This window comes from Microbulbifer discodermiae, assembly GCF_040742695.1.
Taxonomy (GTDB): domain Bacteria; phylum Pseudomonadota; class Gammaproteobacteria; order Pseudomonadales; family Cellvibrionaceae; genus Microbulbifer.
This window is the reverse complement of the sequence record NZ_JBFLAB010000007.1, coordinates 101,223-116,416: the sequence shown is the minus strand read 5'-3', so window position 1 is coordinate 116,416 and position 15,194 is coordinate 101,223. Positions and strand designations below refer to the sequence as shown.

16 protein-coding genes and 1 pseudogene are annotated in these 15,194 nt (G+C 59.9%); all 17 read right to left on the bottom strand.

Annotation, left to right across the window (positions count from 1 at the left end; genetic code table 11):
* Nucleotides 1-3,596, bottom strand: a pseudogene (locus AB1S50_RS04540) (hypothetical protein); the annotation flags it as partial.
* Between the two features lie 3 nt (nucleotides 3,597-3,599).
* Entirely contained in the window at nucleotides 3,600-3,983 is a 384-nt protein-coding gene (locus AB1S50_RS04535) for a hypothetical protein (RefSeq protein ID WP_367149278.1), read from the bottom strand.
* Nucleotides 3,984-4,068: 85 nt separating this feature from the next.
* Complete coding sequence (locus tag AB1S50_RS04530; protein ID WP_367149276.1) at nucleotides 4,069-4,359, bottom strand: hypothetical protein; 291 nt, start codon at nucleotides 4,357-4,359, stop codon at nucleotides 4,069-4,071.
* A gap of 18 nt (nucleotides 4,360-4,377) precedes the next feature.
* On the bottom strand, nucleotides 4,378-6,417 hold the full coding sequence (locus AB1S50_RS04525) for a hypothetical protein (protein WP_367149275.1): 2,040 nt from the start codon (nucleotides 6,415-6,417) through the stop codon (nucleotides 4,378-4,380).
* 2 nt (nucleotides 6,418-6,419) lie between these two features.
* Nucleotides 6,420-6,668 (bottom strand): phage tail assembly protein T, encoded by a 249-nt coding sequence (locus AB1S50_RS04520; protein ID WP_367149274.1) that lies wholly within the window; start codon nucleotides 6,666-6,668, stop codon nucleotides 6,420-6,422.
* Between the two features lie 20 nt (nucleotides 6,669-6,688).
* On the bottom strand, nucleotides 6,689-7,186 hold the full coding sequence (locus AB1S50_RS04515) for a hypothetical protein (protein WP_367149273.1): 498 nt from the start codon (nucleotides 7,184-7,186) through the stop codon (nucleotides 6,689-6,691).
* 74 nt (nucleotides 7,187-7,260) lie between these two features.
* Nucleotides 7,261-7,689: a phage tail tube protein gene (locus tag AB1S50_RS04510; protein ID WP_367149272.1), complete on the bottom strand. Its 429-nt coding sequence runs from the start codon at nucleotides 7,687-7,689 to the stop codon at nucleotides 7,261-7,263.
* Between the two features lie 3 nt (nucleotides 7,690-7,692).
* Nucleotides 7,693-8,073: a hypothetical protein gene (locus AB1S50_RS04505; protein WP_367149270.1), complete on the bottom strand. Its 381-nt coding sequence runs from the start codon at nucleotides 8,071-8,073 to the stop codon at nucleotides 7,693-7,695.
* A complete protein-coding gene (locus tag AB1S50_RS04500) occupies nucleotides 8,070-8,606 on the bottom strand; it encodes an HK97-gp10 family putative phage morphogenesis protein (protein WP_367149269.1) in 537 nt (178 codons plus the stop codon). The genes AB1S50_RS04505 and AB1S50_RS04500 overlap by 4 nt, the downstream gene beginning before the upstream one ends.
* The gene (locus tag AB1S50_RS04495) at nucleotides 8,603-8,935 is read right to left on the bottom strand and encodes a phage head closure protein (RefSeq protein ID WP_367149268.1); all 333 of its coding nucleotides are present in this window, start codon (nucleotides 8,933-8,935) and stop codon (nucleotides 8,603-8,605) included. Before AB1S50_RS04495 ends, AB1S50_RS04500 begins: the two co-directional genes overlap by 4 nt.
* Nucleotides 8,920-9,222 (bottom strand): head-tail connector protein, encoded by a 303-nt coding sequence (locus AB1S50_RS04490; protein WP_367149267.1) that lies wholly within the window; start codon nucleotides 9,220-9,222, stop codon nucleotides 8,920-8,922. The genes AB1S50_RS04495 and AB1S50_RS04490 overlap by 16 nt, the downstream gene beginning before the upstream one ends.
* Nucleotides 9,222-9,653, bottom strand: coding sequence for a hypothetical protein (locus tag AB1S50_RS04485; RefSeq protein ID WP_367149266.1), 432 nt, complete (start codon nucleotides 9,651-9,653; stop codon nucleotides 9,222-9,224). Before AB1S50_RS04485 ends, AB1S50_RS04490 begins: the two co-directional genes overlap by 1 nt.
* Nucleotides 9,654-9,738: 85 nt before the next feature.
* On the bottom strand, nucleotides 9,739-10,923 hold the full coding sequence (locus tag AB1S50_RS04480) for a phage major capsid protein (RefSeq protein ID WP_367149264.1): 1,185 nt from the start codon (nucleotides 10,921-10,923) through the stop codon (nucleotides 9,739-9,741).
* Between the two features lie 88 nt (nucleotides 10,924-11,011).
* Nucleotides 11,012-11,815 carry a head maturation protease, ClpP-related gene (locus tag AB1S50_RS04475; RefSeq protein WP_367149263.1) on the bottom strand — a complete coding sequence of 268 codons (804 nt, stop codon included), beginning with the start codon at nucleotides 11,813-11,815 and terminating at the stop codon, nucleotides 11,012-11,014.
* A complete protein-coding gene (locus AB1S50_RS04470) occupies nucleotides 11,808-13,049 on the bottom strand; it encodes a phage portal protein (protein WP_367149262.1) in 1,242 nt (413 codons plus the stop codon). Before AB1S50_RS04470 ends, AB1S50_RS04475 begins: the two co-directional genes overlap by 8 nt.
* On the bottom strand, nucleotides 13,046-14,524 hold the full coding sequence (locus AB1S50_RS04465; RefSeq protein WP_367149280.1) for a terminase large subunit: 1,479 nt from the start codon (nucleotides 14,522-14,524) through the stop codon (nucleotides 13,046-13,048). The genes AB1S50_RS04470 and AB1S50_RS04465 overlap by 4 nt, the downstream gene beginning before the upstream one ends.
* A gap of 176 nt (nucleotides 14,525-14,700) precedes the next feature.
* On the bottom strand, nucleotides 14,701-15,162 hold the full coding sequence (locus AB1S50_RS04460) for a phage terminase small subunit P27 family (RefSeq protein WP_367149261.1): 462 nt from the start codon (nucleotides 15,160-15,162) through the stop codon (nucleotides 14,701-14,703).
* Nucleotides 15,163-15,194: the final 32 nt, after the last annotated feature.

The following is a 15,194-nucleotide window of genomic DNA, read 5'->3' as shown; positions in this document are numbered from 1 at the left end:
AGTAGGGTTTGTCGTGCGGTATAGACCGCCCGCCATTTGGTGTCCCAGGTGCTGCGATGAATGGACGTGACGCTGGCGGTATTGTCCCAGCCAGTTCCGCTGAGGTAATCCGATAGCGCGGTGATGGCACCACTGTAGGCGGTTTTCTCGGTGGTGATGCCGTAACGGTTTGCCTCCGCCTCGTTACCTGCCTGCTCCGCCAACAGTTGGCTGTACTCGCGGATGACCTGGGGTTTTTCCGCCGGGTGTAGTTTGCTGTCCGCGGCAATATCCCCCAGGTCAGCCAGTGCTGTTTCGGCATCCGCTTTCGCATCATCGGCGGCATCGCGGGCGGCAATGGCCTTGGCATCGGCCGCGGACGCATCCAGCAGCGCCTCGGGATCGCCACTGCCGCCCAGGGTGACAACGATTCCTCCATAGGTGCCGCCATCGCCGGAACTGGCCCATACGGAGATTTCATTGGTCCCTGTCTGTAGCGTGACGGGAAAGCTGTACCACTGGCTAACGCCATCCTGTCCGCTCATTACCCCAACCTGGGCACCATTAAAACCAACCCGCGCACCGCCCTCGGCATCGTTGGCCAACACATGCAGATAGCCGCGCCCTATCGCAGCATTAAAGGTGTATTTGGTGCCGCCCGCATAGTTGGCGCTGGTGGGCCAGGTTAATCCCAGGGGCCGGCCATCCCACTTAAACTGCAGGGCGGCGCCGAGCATACCGGCCTCGCGCGCCTGTTGGGCAATGGCGTCCAGCAGCGTTTGCCGGGCGGCATACACCGATTTCCAGTTAATATTCCAGAGGCTGCGGCTGATGGGCGTGCCCACCGATGTATTATTCCAGTCGGGGGTCAGTCCCTCTAAATAGCTGTTCAGCGCCGCCAGGTTGCCGGCGTAGTCGGCTTTTTCCGTAGTGAGGCCGGCACCGTCGGCCTGGGTTTCAATTCCGGGTTGTTCCTGCAGCAGCTGCGCGTGTTCGCGGATCACCAGCAGTTTTTCGTTTTGATGCAGCAGCCCGTCGGCGGCAATCCGGTCCAGATCCGCCAGCGCCGCATCGGCGTCGGCCTGGGCCTGTTGGGCGGCCTCCAGGGCGGCCTGTACTTCGGGGTTGGGTTCGGGATCTTCGTAGTCGGTATAGGGCGTGCGGGACTTGGGCACAAACAATACCCGCGCGGCATTGGTACCCAGGCATTGCCCACCCAGCCCGGGATTGCCGGGACTGCTGGGGCTGTCCCCATAGCAGGCCACAATTCTGTTGTTGGTGATGACGGGCATGGGGTTTTGGGTGCCGTCCACCAGCAGTACCAGACCACCGGGCGCGCCGCCACCACCGCTGCCACCGGACACCCGATGAGGCCCATCCTCAACAGTGCCGGGGCTGCCGTCGCCGCCACTGGTGTTGATCTCCCCGGATATCCCAAAGGCAATACCCCGGGCGATCACTGCCAGACCGGCGCCACCCTGGCCGCCACCACCGCCATGGCCGGCGAACTCGTAACTGAGATCCGCGCGCAAAAACCAAAAGCTGTTGCCCCCACGGGCACCGCCACTGCCGCGCAGGTCGTCGGGAATACCGTTCAATTCGCCGGCGTCGTTGACGATGTTCAACGGCGGCATGACCGCGTTGCGGCCGGCCACCACCTTGCCGCGGCTGGCCTTGTAGAGATAACCGGAGTGGTAATACTTGCCCACCAGGCGCCCGTGCCCGCCGCGACAGGAACCCAAAAAACCTTTGCTGCCATTGCTGGGCACACCGCGCAACACGCCCTCGATCTGCAGGACGCCGCGCACCCGCAACTCGACATTGTCGGCAACAAACAGAACCCGCCCGGCGGGGATGGTTAAATCCCCCGGGTGATAAAAAACGGTGCGGCTGGTGGCGCTGCCGTAGAGAGTGCCGTTCGCAGTTAAAAACCCACTGGCGTCGATGCTCAAACCGGCGGCGGTCATTGCAGTGCCTTCGACGGTGTACCAACTGTCCGGCAGTTCGGCGTTGCTGTTTTGTTCCTGGTCGGGGATATTGCTGGCGGGCTGGTAAGAGCCGAACAGGTCCACGGACACCGCCCCGGATACCTGGTTCACGCTGATACGCTGAATCTCCATAGCGCGATTCAGGGTGCCGTCCGCCACGTTTTGCGAGTGGTCCCGCAGCTGCGGCAGGGTCACTTGGACAATATCCCCCACTTCCAGGTCGTTGTTGCTGGGCAGTAAACCCAGGCGCAGCCGCAGGGGCGGGCCGGCAAAGCGGTCCCGCAGGGCATCAAAGGTGTTTTTGATGGTGGTATAGGTGTGACGACTGTTGTGCAGGCCACGGAATTTCAGGGTGAGCGGCTTGGCTTCACCATGCACACCGATGGAGTCCGCATCGATCAGGCTGTTAGAGCGCAGAAACTGGCCGTCAAAACCGGGTTGCTCGAACCAGCCCCACTGGATGCTAAACACATTGCGCACCCCGTGCAGGTCGTATTTCAGCTCGCCCACACTGGTAACGTCGTCGACGGTGATGCTGGCCACGGTGCCGGCATCGGCCAGCACCCCGGCCATACGGCGAAACCCCAGCTGGCCCTGGGCATTGACGGGCATAGTGGCACCGAGTAATAAATTGATCTCCGTTTCAATAAACTTTTTACCATCGGTTTTTTTTAAACCATCGAACCGTAAAATCTTGCCTTTGCGGTGGTTGCCGGGCTTGTACCAGTCTGCGCCGATATGCTCGAACGCATCCAGGTCCACCAGGGCCGGGTCGATACCCAGGTGCCAGTTGGCAGGTAAGGTTTTACTGGTACCCAACACCTTGCCCGTCAGCAGCGCATAGGCGAGCTGTGGGCCCGGCCCCTCCAGATAGATAAACTCCTCGACCTCGATACCGCGCTCGCTGTCGTTGTCGGTGGGAATTTCGTGTGCGCGCGCACGGGTACCCAGGGCACCACGCACACAGCCGGTAAAACTGGTGGCGGTCCGGCCGGTGGCGCGCACGATTTCAAAGCCGTCCTGGTATTTGATTTTCAAATAGTAAACGGATTGATTGGGGGCATCGCCATAAGCGGCGGTGTGGGGATTGGGTTCGAAAGCGCTGGTGTCGAACACCTGCAAAGTGGTTGCGGTCTTGGAAAAGTTGGCGGCCAGCCGGGTGCGGTTTGGGGTAAAAATATCCCGGCGCATAGCCCGCTGCACGTCACGGCAGCGTACCCGATAAATGCCTGACCGGTAAGCAATGGATTCCTCGGCAATCTGGGTTTGCTCCAGTCGAAAGTCGTCCCAGTCCAGTCCCGCAAAACCCTGGTGCAGCCGCACCTGCCGGCCCTTGATACCGTTACCCTGCTCCAGTTCGTCGCGCAGCACATAAGTCATCTGCCCCGCGTGATCAATCAGCTCGAAAGAGATAGAGCCGATCTCCGCCCTACCTTGCTCCGGTATCAGGCGCTGGCTGGTGCTCGACACTTTTTGCAGGCAGCCGTGAATAGCGTTGGCGGGCAGATTTGGGATGTCGGCGTGGCTGGCCAGATACAGCGGCAGGTCGTAGCCGATCTCGATCACCAGACGCAGCTCCCGCTGGGGCGACTGGTTCTCGCGGTCGAACACTTCGGAATTATTGCGCACCGTTCACACCTCCACTGCAATAAAGGAGGCCTGGAACCAGAAGTGTTCGTAGCGGCTCTCCTTATAGCTGTTGCGCTTTAGGCGCGCACCAAATGGCCCGCTCGGCCCGCCGGCAATATCTGACAGGTCAAGGGTAAAAAGTTCACCGTTACCGCAGCTGGCGGCAAACTCGCGCCAGTAGGGCAACTGATCCGGGGCAAAGGCCTTGGCGGTGATATGCCACTCACTGTCGATACGGAACAACACGCTCTCGGTGTAACCGCCGAGCGCGGTGTGCTCCGTGCCTTCGCTACGCTGCACGCGCCCGCACTTAACCAGATCGGTGGTAATCAGCTGTGGCGAGCCGCTGACGAGCTCGCGGGTGGCGGTATAGGTGATGCTTGCCATGGGTATCCATAAATAAAAAAGCCCGCGGCTAGCGGGCACAAAAAAACCGCCGGGCGGCGGTTTTTGTTGGGTACTGTGAAGCCAATTAAATCGTCGGCGCTTCCTCGGCTGCGGCCTCTTGTCGCCGTTTTTCTTCGAGGTACTCCTCGGTAACCTGACGCTCTATTGTGGCTTTTTCTTCCGGTGTGAGCCGGTCGTTGGGCACCGTATAGCTGATGCACTCGACACCGGCGCTGCCATAAACACAGGTACTTTCTGTCCTCGGCGCACTGTCCCAAAGCAAGCCACCGAGAATTCTGGAGCCCTCGGCAAACTCCTCGGTACTGGCGCAGCCTGCAAGGCAGCCGGACAAAACCAGAAGTATCGCTTTTTTCATCGTATGGGCTCCCTGCGATCAGGCGTTCAGCGCGGCCAGCTCCTGGCCGTTGCGCGAGTCGGGTTCGATCAACACCACATCGCCATTATTGATGATTTCCCGCAGTTCATCCACCAACCTGCCAGCGTCGTTGCCGCTGACATTGCCCTGAATAATAATCTGCGTCTGCGCCGCCGGCTGCGTGCCTGCATCCGGAGCGGGGGTCGGCGCGTTAACTGACGGCGCTGCGGCACTCGCCGAGCCGACGGACGAGGCACCGCCGCCGGAAACGGAACCGCCCCTGAACTGTTGGGACTTGATCTGCTGCACCCTGACCGCACCGGCAGCAATAGCCGCTGCCGCAGCGGCCGCGCCCAGCGCTGGGCCCACGATGGGGATCTTTGCCAGCGCGGTATAACTGTCCTGTGCACCCTGGATGGTGCTGATCACCGTCTGCGAGATAGCGGCGGCCTTGCCGAGCTCGAACATTTTGCGGCTCTTTGAATTCTGTAGGCTCGACAAGTCTGACCACATCTTTGACATGGCTTGCCTACGCGCCAACGCTTCCGTTTGGGCGTGCTTAATACGGGCGCTGATTTGCTCTTTTTCGACCTCTGTGAGGTTCTGCTCGTGCAGCCGCTTGCGGTCGAGCTCCGCCTGATAATAGAGTTCGCGAGTCAGTACGCTGTTGCCGAGAGAGGTCTGCAGTGCCAGCAGGTCCTGCTCGTATTTCCAGTTTTCCAGCTCAGAGCGTTTGATCAGCTCGCCCTCGATGGCCGCCGTGCCGGTCGCGGCGGCGGCAGCCGTGGCCTCGGCAGTTTTCTGCGCAGCCAACTGGACATCCGCAACCCAGGCCTGGAAGCGCTCGCCGCGGCTGGGGCCGTTGACCAGTTGCTCGATCTTCTCCGCCTGTGCCTCTACCGCCTTGCCCATACCATCGGCGAGTGCCTGGATGTCTGCGGGATCGAACTGCAACGCGCTGTCGATGGAGCTGGACCAGCTGTCGGCCATCGCCTGTGCGCGAGCGGCGGCCGTGTCTGTGACCAAGCCAAAACTGTTGAGCTTCTGGATACCCTTGTTGATCAGCTCCAACACGCTGATAATCGCCACACGGAATGGCGTCATAAAATCGGTGAGGAAGCGCGACACAGAACTGCCGCCTGCGGCCATGGCATCCGCTACCGCCTGGCCTATTCCCAGGGCACCCAACTTCAGCAGGTTGAAGGTGAGCTCCACCGGGTGGAAAGCATCCAGAACGAGTACAGCCCCCTGCACCACACCATTGAATGCGCTGTTCACCACCCCCTCGAAACCGCCGATATTCACCGCCCAGTCGGTAAAGCCGTCGGCCACAGCGGTAACCAGCGGCGAGACCTTGGTGGTAATCTGGTTCCCCAGCCCTTTCACCACACCGCCAGCGCGGGTCATGGCATCGTTGGCCTGCTCCATCTTGGCCGCGTCGACGCGGCTGATCGCCAGGCCCAGCACCTCGGTCTCGCGGGAAACCGAAGCGAGGCCCTGCTCTCCCAGCTTTAGGGTGTTGATCAGGTCAACACCCTCGGAGTCGAACAGCTTGAAGCCGAGCCGCACTCTGTCGGACTGACTGCCCACCTGATCCATCGCGCTGGCGATGCGGGCAAACTGCTGATCCGGCGACAACCTCGCGAGTTGTTGCGCGCTGAGTCCCAGCTCCTGCAGGGCGCCGCGGGCCTCGCCGGTACCCTTGGCCGCTTCCGCTACCCGTCGGGTCATGCGCTGCAGCCCCATGTCCAGCTTGGACTGGCTGACGCCGGTCAGATCGGCGGCGTGGCGCAGCCCCGCCAACGCCTCGGTGGTAAGGCCCAGCTTGTCCGCGGTTTTGGCCAGTTGGTCGTTCACTTTCAGCGAGTGCGCAACTATGGCGCCAATGCCGGTTGCGGCCGCGGCTGCCATCGCCGCAAAGGCAACTGCGCTACGCTTGGCCAACTTGCCGAAACCGTCGCCGGTCTTGTGCGACTCCTTCTGCGCGCGCGCCATCTTTTGGTGGAAGCTGGCGGTATTAGCGCCCAGCTCGACGAGCAGCGATGCGGTTGTTGCCACGGCTAACCTCCCAGAAAGGCCTTCATTTTGGCGATGGACTCCTGCAACCGCTGCCGCTTGGTTTTTGGCGGCGGCGGTATGAAGTCCTGCGGTTTAAGCGGTTTTTTGATGCGTCCAGAATAATTCGCAACGGTGGCGGCCAACTGGCCGGTGCGCCAGTTCTCCACCTCGTGGCCCCAGGGTTCCAGCCTGAAAAAGGCCATCCATTCCGACAGCTCTGCGCTGTCGGTGGTGGCCAGCAGTTCGTGCACGGAGCAGCCCCTGGCCAGGGCTAGTCGGAAGAGGAATCTTCGCCAGGGGCTTTCGGCAAATTTTCTTCGAGCTCTTCGATGTCTTTATCGGAGAGGCGGTTGAGACGCTGCGCCACCTCAAATACGCGGTCCAGAGCGCTGGCACTCTTGCGCCCCAGCGCTTCCACGTCGCGCTTGCTGAACAGGCGCTCGCCCTTCTCGTCCACCACGACCAGTGACACCACTGTCGCACGCACATTGTCGAGACCACCGGCACCGTTCCTGCCGGCGGCCACACAGTAGGCCTCGAACTGGTCACGCCCGCTGCCGCTCAAGGTGCACACACGCACACTGCCACCCCACTCAGGGACTTCCACATCTTCGTAGCGCAGGTCTTTGGCTCCGAGAATTTGCTCTCTATTCAATAAAAGGCCTACTGGTATTTCTTCTTCACCCCGCGCCTGCCGCTCAACAGCGGCACGAGTTAGGCGTGACATTTCTTGCAGGTCCAAAATTTCTTCAGCCGGTAGCTTTTCCATGATTGTTTCCCCAATAGATTACGGATACCGAAACGGCTCCGAAGGGCCGTGCGTTACTGGTTCAGCCAGGTGGTTTAGGTCCAGTCACCCCAAGTCGCAGCGCCAGCCACTTTCACGTCGATGCTCGCCGTCACCTTGTCACCAGTGGATGTGCTGACCTTGAAACTCTTCACCAGCAGCGGCACTTCGACCTGCGTCTGCGCGGTGTCCGGCCACTGGATCTGGAACTTGACGATATCGCCATTATCCGCCGCAGTACGCAGGGCATCGTGCTGCGCATTGCCCGGAATCCAGTTCAATTCGATGGTGGAGCCAGATCCGTCTTTCATGCCGGCCTTATACTCCTTCACGCCGCCCGGCGAGTTCAGGTGGGTGAAATCCACCTCGTCGGCCTCCTGGCCAAATTCCGGCAGTGCATTGACTTCAGGTACTTCTACAAAGGTATCGGTGAGTTCGGCGTCACTCAGCAGTTTGACGCCCATGCCTACAAAACCCTGGGACATAATTTATTCCTCATGCCAGATGGTTAGATCAATGGATCCGCCGTAGAGCGACAGTTCCTTTACGTATTCTTCCTGGTCGTTTTCCAATTGAGCACCGAAGCAGCGCACACCGTTGCCCATATCACCGACAAAGCCGGACAAGGCTGCGCGCACCTGGCTGCGCAGGCCGATCATGCTGTCATAGCTGGCGTCATACAGATTGAACTGGTAGCGGCTCAGTACCAGGCTGGTGGCGCCGTCGGCGGTCATCGGCCGGGTGGTGGAGATGCGCTGATACACGAGCACTGGAATGATATCGGTTTCCTGGCGGTCTACCGGCAGTATGTTGCCGGCCAGCACGGGGACCTGCGCGGCGAGGCGGGCGACAATGCCGGTCTCAATCATTGCTTCCTCACCTTGCCGTTCCACACTTTCTCGATGCGCTTGACCAGGGCGGATTTGAAGCGCTTGATGACCTTGTCCCGGTTTTCGTCCAGCGCCGGGCGCAGGAACGGTTTGGCCTTGGCCTTCACGTTCACCTTCTGCCCGAAACGGCCATCCTTGCTCACCAGCGAGGTGGCGCCGCGGCTTTTCGCTGCACCGCTCAGTTCCACCGTGTGGCGCTGGGTACCGAATTCCACAAACGAGGCGTAGAACACCGGATTCTTCTTGGTGGACTTGGTGCCGACATATACCAACGCATCGCGTTTGCTGATACCGGCGAGTTTCTTTTTGCCTTCCTTGCCACGGTAACGACGGATGGCCTTGCGCAGTTTGCCGCTCTCTACCGATACCTTGGACTTGGCCGTCTTCTGTACCAGCTGCGCGGCATCGAAGAGGCCGTCTTCCAAGGCCTTCTGCGCGACAGCGGTATCGGTGATCTCCGCCAGCGCCTTGTCGAGTTCCTTAAAGCCCTCGACGCGCACACGATCACTCACAGTGTTATCTCCTTGCACAACAGATGCAGCCAGCGGTTTTGCTCCATTGCGTTGATGATGGTCTCCACCTGCAGGACACGGGTACCAAACAACAGCCGCATCTTGCTGGTGATACCGGCGCGATAACGAATGGTGACCTGATGGCTGGTTTCCTGATAACGGCTGTCCGCAGCCGCGAGCTCCCGTGCCGCATGGGGTTTGACTTCGGCCCATACGGGGGCCAAATCAATCCAGACCTCCTGCTTGGAGCCAGTCGCGCTGCTGCTCAGCGTGCGCTTTTGCAGAATGACACGGTGGCGCAGTGCACCGATTGCTACACGGCCAGCCATCGGTACGGATCCCAAAGTAGTTTTGTCGGCAAAGGCAGTCCGTCCCCATGCTCACGGTTTTCGTATAAGGCACCGATCAGCACCCAGGCGCCCGCCTCAATATCCGATGAAAGGTTGAGTGCATTTTCCGGTGCTTCAGCAAGATTAGATTGCCGTTCATACAGTACCCGTCCGGTATAGTTGTTGAACTGCTGTTCAGCGGCTTCACACAACGCGGTGACGTAGGCGTCTTCATCGCCGTGCTCAATGCGCAAATGCTGCTTCGCCGCCGCTAGGTCAAAGATCACTACGCATCGCCCTCACCGGGATCGGAGTCGAGTCCGCCCGTAGCTTCGGCCAATTGTTGTTGCAAAATTTCTTGAGCTTCCTCAAGCTTGGCCACCTCAACCTCCAGCTCGTTGATATACTCGTCCCGCTCCTTTAGCTGCGCTTCCCGCTCAGCAAGCTTGGCAACTACTGCGTTGAGTTCCTTGCCCTCCGGGTGTATGGGAGACAGGGTCATTTCTGCCTGCCGCTCTTCCTCCGCGGCTGCCTCGGCTTCCGCTTTAGCGATATGTGCCGGTTTAGTAGGCTTCTTCTTGCCTTTCAGTTCTGCCAGGCCGTCATGCAGCAGAGACCATGCCTCGTCATTGCCTACCTCAATCTCCTCGCCTGGGGCAAGACTTTGGGTAGTGGTGACCATACTGGTCAGCAATACCAGTTTGAATTTTCCAGACATCGGCTATCCTCCGCGTTTTCCGATATTCGGCCATTAAAAAAGTGGGGCCGGCGCCTGGCCGGGTGCCCACTTGTTTTGTTCAGGCTTATGCGGCCTGCTGCAGGTACTTCACTGCCTCAGGCACTAGCAGTTTGCCGTCTGTGCGCTTGCGCATACGGAAGCCAACATGGCCGGTATCCGCATACTTTTCGTTGAGGCGTTGCATCACGATGCCGCCACGATCACCAATGCGGTACTGCTTAAGATCGCCAAAGGCGACAGTCTTGGCACTGCCAGCTACCGCCGGCATGGCCTCAGTGCTCTCAACTCGATAACCCAGCAGCATGTCAGGCTGACCTGCCTGCAGGCTGGGCTGCCAAAGTGGGACGCCGTCGGTGCTCTTAAGCTTGCGCAGCATGCCGAGAGTGCCATCCCGCGTGATGAAGCTGGCACGGCGACGGTAGACTCTGCGCACTGAGTGGATAAGGTCGACAATGTCGTCGTAGGTGATAGCGGCAGCGCTGGCCACCTGCTTGCCGAGCTCACCAGATACCAGCAGGCCTGTGGGCTTCTTGACACCGTCGCCGCTGATAAAAGCTGTCTCTTCGGCAAGGCCGAAGGTCTCCGAGAAAATACGTCCAATTTCACCTTCCAGGTTGAAGGTATTGTCTTCCAGGAGTTCTTCGGAAACCTTGATGATGCGGCCGAGCTTCCAAGCCTCAAGCACCCCGTTGCCGAAGGCGATGTCGGATTCAGGATAGGCTCCACCTTCATCCACCCAACCAGCTGCACCCTTGTCGGTCGTGAGCGGTAGGTTTTTCGTGCTCTTGGTCTTGGTGACGGTGGCGAGGCTGCGCATAAATACTGCATCCGTCAGCAGGTCAATCAGGGTATTGGCCCAGGAGTCCGGCACCAGGTAGCCGCCATCGGTGTCCGTACCCACGGTCAGCGCCGCCTGGATATCGGCGCCGAGCCCGCCGCGCACATAGCCGTCAAAACCGCTCAGGTACTCGGCACTCGCCAGCGGGGTGGCCGGGTTGGCTGGGGTGTTGCTTTCCGGTTCCGGGCGCCGGGCCGGGCTGTCGATCTCACCGAGGCGTGCCTCAATGGCATTCATCTGTTCCAACTGCTCAATCTGCTTGTCAAGCGCGTGAAGGTCTTCGTTCATCTGCTTCCACTGCGCTTCCTGGTCATCAGTCATGCCTTTGGCGGCGTCGACGTTATCCACCAAGCTACGCATCTGCGCAGCCAGTTTGGCGCGCTTCTGCTGCATTTCGATGAGCTTGCTCATATCGATTTCTCCGTTTCTTCGGATATAAAAAAACCGGCACTGGGCCGGTAGGGTTGTGCGAGAAGCGCGCTCACGCTTCCAGTCGCATTCAGGCTCTGGCAACGATCTCTGTGAGACGCGCGTAGAGCGGTGTTCGGTGATTGTATGGCTCGGGGGCCGGCTCGACTGCCGCAGGCTGCACCAACGGCTGATCGCTTTCGATTATCAATTCTGTCAGGGCCGCCGCCACTCGCTCCGCGTCAGCGCCCAAGTTGCCGGTTATCTGGATCTTGTGGTCGGTTTTCTTCGATTCCGCAACCAGCTTTTCTGGTACGTGCTTGCAGCCTTTGAATTTGTTTTTCTCAAAGCTGGCCGCAGCAGCAACACCCTCGACGGTTTCATCGGCAAAGCCCTGCTCTACGCACTCGCTGGCGGTAAGCCAGGTTTCTTCATCCAGCATGGCGACCAGCGCCGCCTCCTCAATGCCGGTCTTGGCGCGATAGATGTTCAACATCGATGCTCGCAGTTTGTCGAGGGTCTCGGCGGTCTTGCGTAATTCTTTGGAATCCCCAGCAGTCGCGGTCCAGGGATTGTGGATCATGTACATGGCGTTGTCGGCGATCACCACCTTTTCACCGGCCAGGGCTATGATGGAACCCATGGATGCTGCGAGGCCGTCGATATAAGTGGTGATGGAGGCACGGTGACGCTTGAGCGCGTTGTAGATGGCGTTGCCTTCGAACACGCTTCCGCCTGGGGTATTCAGGCGCAGGTCGATCTCGTCGACTTCGAGCGCATTGAGCTCGTCAATAAAAGCTTTGGCCTCCACACCGTAGTAACCGATGTAGTCGTAGATATAGACTTCTGCGCGGCTGCTGCCGGCAGCGGCCTTGATTTCGAACCACTTAGGCATCGTTCTCTCCGGTGGTGGTTTTCCCGCTACCTGAGCGGGGCACGGTGATAGGGGCAGTGTTGAGCTGCAACCAATGCTCGTCGCCGCCCTCAATGGTGTTCATATTCTCCAGGCGGCGCAGATCGTTAATGCTCAGGGCACCGACATTGAACAGGTTTTTGTAGAATTCGGAACGCGCCTTGGAATCACCGCGCAGTAGACCCTCGACGCTGTGCTCCGCGTAATATTCCTGACGCTCTATCGGCGACAGCAGGTCGCGGAAAATACTTTGCTCGATGCGTTTCAACCAGGGCAGCAGGCTGTACACCACGAACTGTATGGACTGGTGCTCGATATTGCTGAAAGTGGCTTTTTCCAGGTCGGCGATCATATGTGGCGGCACGCCGAAGATTGCCGCTATCTCACTGCGCTGATACTTACGCGTTTCCAGGAATTGGGCATCTTCGGCGCTCATGCCTATTTGTTGCCACTTGGTGCCTTCTTCCAGAATTGCTGTGCGGTGTGCATTGGCACCACCCTGATGCCGGTTGTTCCAGCTGGTGCGCAGACGTTCGTAGGCTTCGTCGGAGAGTTTGCCCTCCACCTCCAGAGTGCCGCCCGGGCGGGCGCCATTGGAAAACAGACGCGCGCCGTGCTCTTCCAGCGCTAGCGCCAGGCCAATGCCCTCACGCGCCTGACTGATTGGCGACAGCCCTACAATCCCATTGGTGGAAAGGCCGGCAATTCGCCATACACGCTCCGGACCCAGTGTCCGCATATCGCCGTCGTGTACTTCGAACACCAGGCGTTTGGTACGCTCGGAACGGCCCACCCAAACCTTGTCCGGGTTGATAGGCCACACGCCGCGCACCCGGCCCCCACGGTCACGCTCGACTTCGCTATAGCCGTTGCCGCGCAGCTGTAGGGCGGCCATTAGCTGGGAGCGAAAATCGATCGCCGTCATTTCCTCGTTGGGCAGGTTGTGCACCAGCATCTGCAAGGGGTGGTCGCTAGCCACTTCCCTGTTGCCGCCACTAGTGCGGCGATAGAGGTTGAGCGGCAACGCCGCGGTGGTTTCCGACAGCAGGCGAACACAGGCATACACGGCGGCAACGCGCATGGCAGTGTCCGGTGTCACTGCTTTGCCAGCAGCAGACTGCGGTGCGCTAAGCGCATCCAGCAGGTCGTCGCTCGGACTCTTGAGCGTGCTGGTCTCGGCACTGGGCGAGAATAGGTTGCGCAGTATTCTAATCATAGGAAGCGAATGCCTCGGGTTTCGTAGACGCTGGTGGTATCTTCCTCCAGCATGGCGCGGCCCAGGGCCATCATCATTGCCACCACGCCGTCTATCTTGTTTTCCGGCAGCTCTTTGCGCGGGTAGATATTTTCCTTCGCGTCCAGGTGCGCGACTACGTTGCTGATCATCCAGGTAAATACCGGGTCGCCGTCGTGCTGGAAGCGCTCGGACAGCACCATGGCTTCCAACTCTTTCATGGCGCCGCTCATGTTCTGGACCGTCTGGCGGTACTCCAGCATCTCCAGCCCGGCTTCCGTGAGCCGCTGGGACAAGTACTCAGCCTGCCAAGGGTCATAGGCCACGCATTCGATGCGGAAGCGGCCGGCGAATTCTTCCAGGTCGCGCTCAATGTAGCCGTAGTCGGTGACGTTGCCCGGGGTTACTACTAGGCGCCCATCCCGCTCCCAGCCGCTGTACTGGCTGTTGCGGCCATCCTCCACCGCCGCTTCATTCAGGTAGTTGCGCAAGAAGCCGTGCAACTTGTCTCCGCGCTTGAACAGCAGGGCCATGGAGGCGATGTCTGTTTTGCTGGCGAGGTCGAGGCCGATCCAGCATGGTTGTCCGTCGAACTCTTCCAGTGTCAGGGGGGACTCGCAGCGATCCCATGCACGCATATCCATCCATGCCGTGTCGGCGTTCACCCACACGTTGAGGTGCTTGGTAAGAAAATTGTTCTGCGCAGCGGACATGGCCATGGCCTTGCGCGCCTTTCTGGTGATGTCTTCCGGCTTAACCGAGACGCCCCAGTTGGGGTTGGCCTTGGCCCAGTTTGCTGGATCTGTCCAGTCGTCCCCCTCGTCGAGGGTGTAGATGACTCCGAAATATTCTTCGTCTCGCTCCGCGCCGTTCAGCACCTTGGCGGCGTAGCTACGCTGTTCGTAGCAGATCCCGGAGCGGTTGAAGCCCGCCGTGGTAATCAGCCAGAGCAGCGGTTGCGAGCGCGCGCCGGTGGCCGTCTCGATCACGTCGAAAACTTCGCGCGTCTTGTGCGCGTGCAGCTCGTCGATGATCGCGCAGTGCACATTAAGGCCGTCCAGGTTGCCGCCTTGGTCGCGTGACAGCGCCTTGAAGGTGCTCGCCGTCTCCTCCACATAAATTGCGTGGGCGCTGGTGTTCACGCCGAAGCGCGCCCGCAGGCCGGAGCTGCGCTCCGCCATGCGCTTGGCATCTGCCCAAACAATACGCGCCTGATCACGGGTGGTGGCCGCGCTGTAGACTTCCGCCCCTGCTTCCGCGTCCGCTGCCAGGCAGTACAGGGCCACGCCGCTGGATAACGTCGACTTCGCGTTCTTCCGGGGAACTTCGACGTAGGCGGTTTTGAAGCGCCGGTTCCCCCACTCATCCACCCAGCCGAAAATCACGCTGAGCACGAATATCTGCCAGGGCTCCAGAGTGATGCGCTGACCAGCCCACTCGCCCTTGATGTGCGGCATCAGTTCGATGAACTTGCAGACCCGGGCGGCGAGCTCCGGGATGAAGTAATAGTCCCAGTCTCTCTCCAGGTCGGCGAGCTGCCGCTCGCAGGCTCGCTTCACATGCTCACAGGCAACGACCTTTCCGGCTACCACATCCCGCGCGTAAGCGGTTGCGATGTCCGCATACTGTCTGCTCACAGATCCTCAAACCCACCCAGAGATAACTGCTTCTGGTCCGGTGCCTTCACCCGGCTTGCGGCCGCAGGTGTGAGGCCAAACTCGCTGGCCGATTTCAGCACCTGGTCCCACAGCTTATTGCGAATCGTAAACAGGGCGCTCTGAATCTGAAGGCCGTTCGGGGTCTTGTCCATCATGTCATCCAACTTCTTGAGCTTGCGGGTGACCTCTTCGAACTTGCCCACAGAATCGCAATGTGCCGCGAAGGCTGCGGTATCCAGCAGGGACACCAGACCCGCCTCCGCCAGTTTCGGACCAATTTCCTTCCAGTACTTCTTCGCAGTGCGAGGCAGCCAGACCGGGCACGGCGGCAGGCCTATCGGCTTGAACTGGCCCGCGCCATGGTCGTCGCGGTCTTTACGGAAACTCCCCTCCAGCACCTTCAGCTGTGGAGCTTTCCGGGGTCTACCTGCCGTCATATCAATCACCGAGAGCATCCAAACCGGATACC

Coding starts and splice junctions, on each gene's coding strand:
- AB1S50_RS04485 (WP_367149266.1), bottom strand. CDS start 9,653: ATGTCTGGAAAATTCAAACTGGTATTGCTGACCAGTATGGTCACCACT.
- AB1S50_RS04470 (WP_367149262.1), bottom strand. CDS start 13,049: ATGATTAGAATACTGCGCAACCTATTCTCGCCCAGTGCCGAGACCAGC.
- AB1S50_RS04475 (WP_367149263.1), bottom strand. CDS start 11,815: ATGCCTAAGTGGTTCGAAATCAAGGCCGCTGCCGGCAGCAGCCGCGCA.
- AB1S50_RS04510 (WP_367149272.1), bottom strand. CDS start 7,689: ATGTCCCAGGGTTTTGTAGGCATGGGCGTCAAACTGCTGAGTGACGCC.
- AB1S50_RS04535 (WP_367149278.1), bottom strand. CDS start 3,983: ATGGCAAGCATCACCTATACCGCCACCCGCGAGCTCGTCAGCGGCTCG.
- AB1S50_RS04505 (WP_367149270.1), bottom strand. CDS start 8,073: ATGATTGAGACCGGCATTGTCGCCCGCCTCGCCGCGCAGGTCCCCGTG.
- AB1S50_RS04515 (WP_367149273.1), bottom strand. CDS start 7,186: ATGGAAAAGCTACCGGCTGAAGAAATTTTGGACCTGCAAGAAATGTCA.
- AB1S50_RS04465 (WP_367149280.1), bottom strand. CDS start 14,524: ATGCCGCACATCAAGGGCGAGTGGGCTGGTCAGCGCATCACTCTGGAG.
- AB1S50_RS04495 (WP_367149268.1), bottom strand. CDS start 8,935: ATGGCTGGCCGTGTAGCAATCGGTGCACTGCGCCACCGTGTCATTCTG.
- AB1S50_RS04460 (WP_367149261.1), bottom strand. CDS start 15,162: ATGACGGCAGGTAGACCCCGGAAAGCTCCACAGCTGAAGGTGCTGGAG.
- AB1S50_RS04530 (WP_367149276.1), bottom strand. CDS start 4,359: ATGAAAAAAGCGATACTTCTGGTTTTGTCCGGCTGCCTTGCAGGCTGC.
- AB1S50_RS04480 (WP_367149264.1), bottom strand. CDS start 10,923: ATGAGCAAGCTCATCGAAATGCAGCAGAAGCGCGCCAAACTGGCTGCG.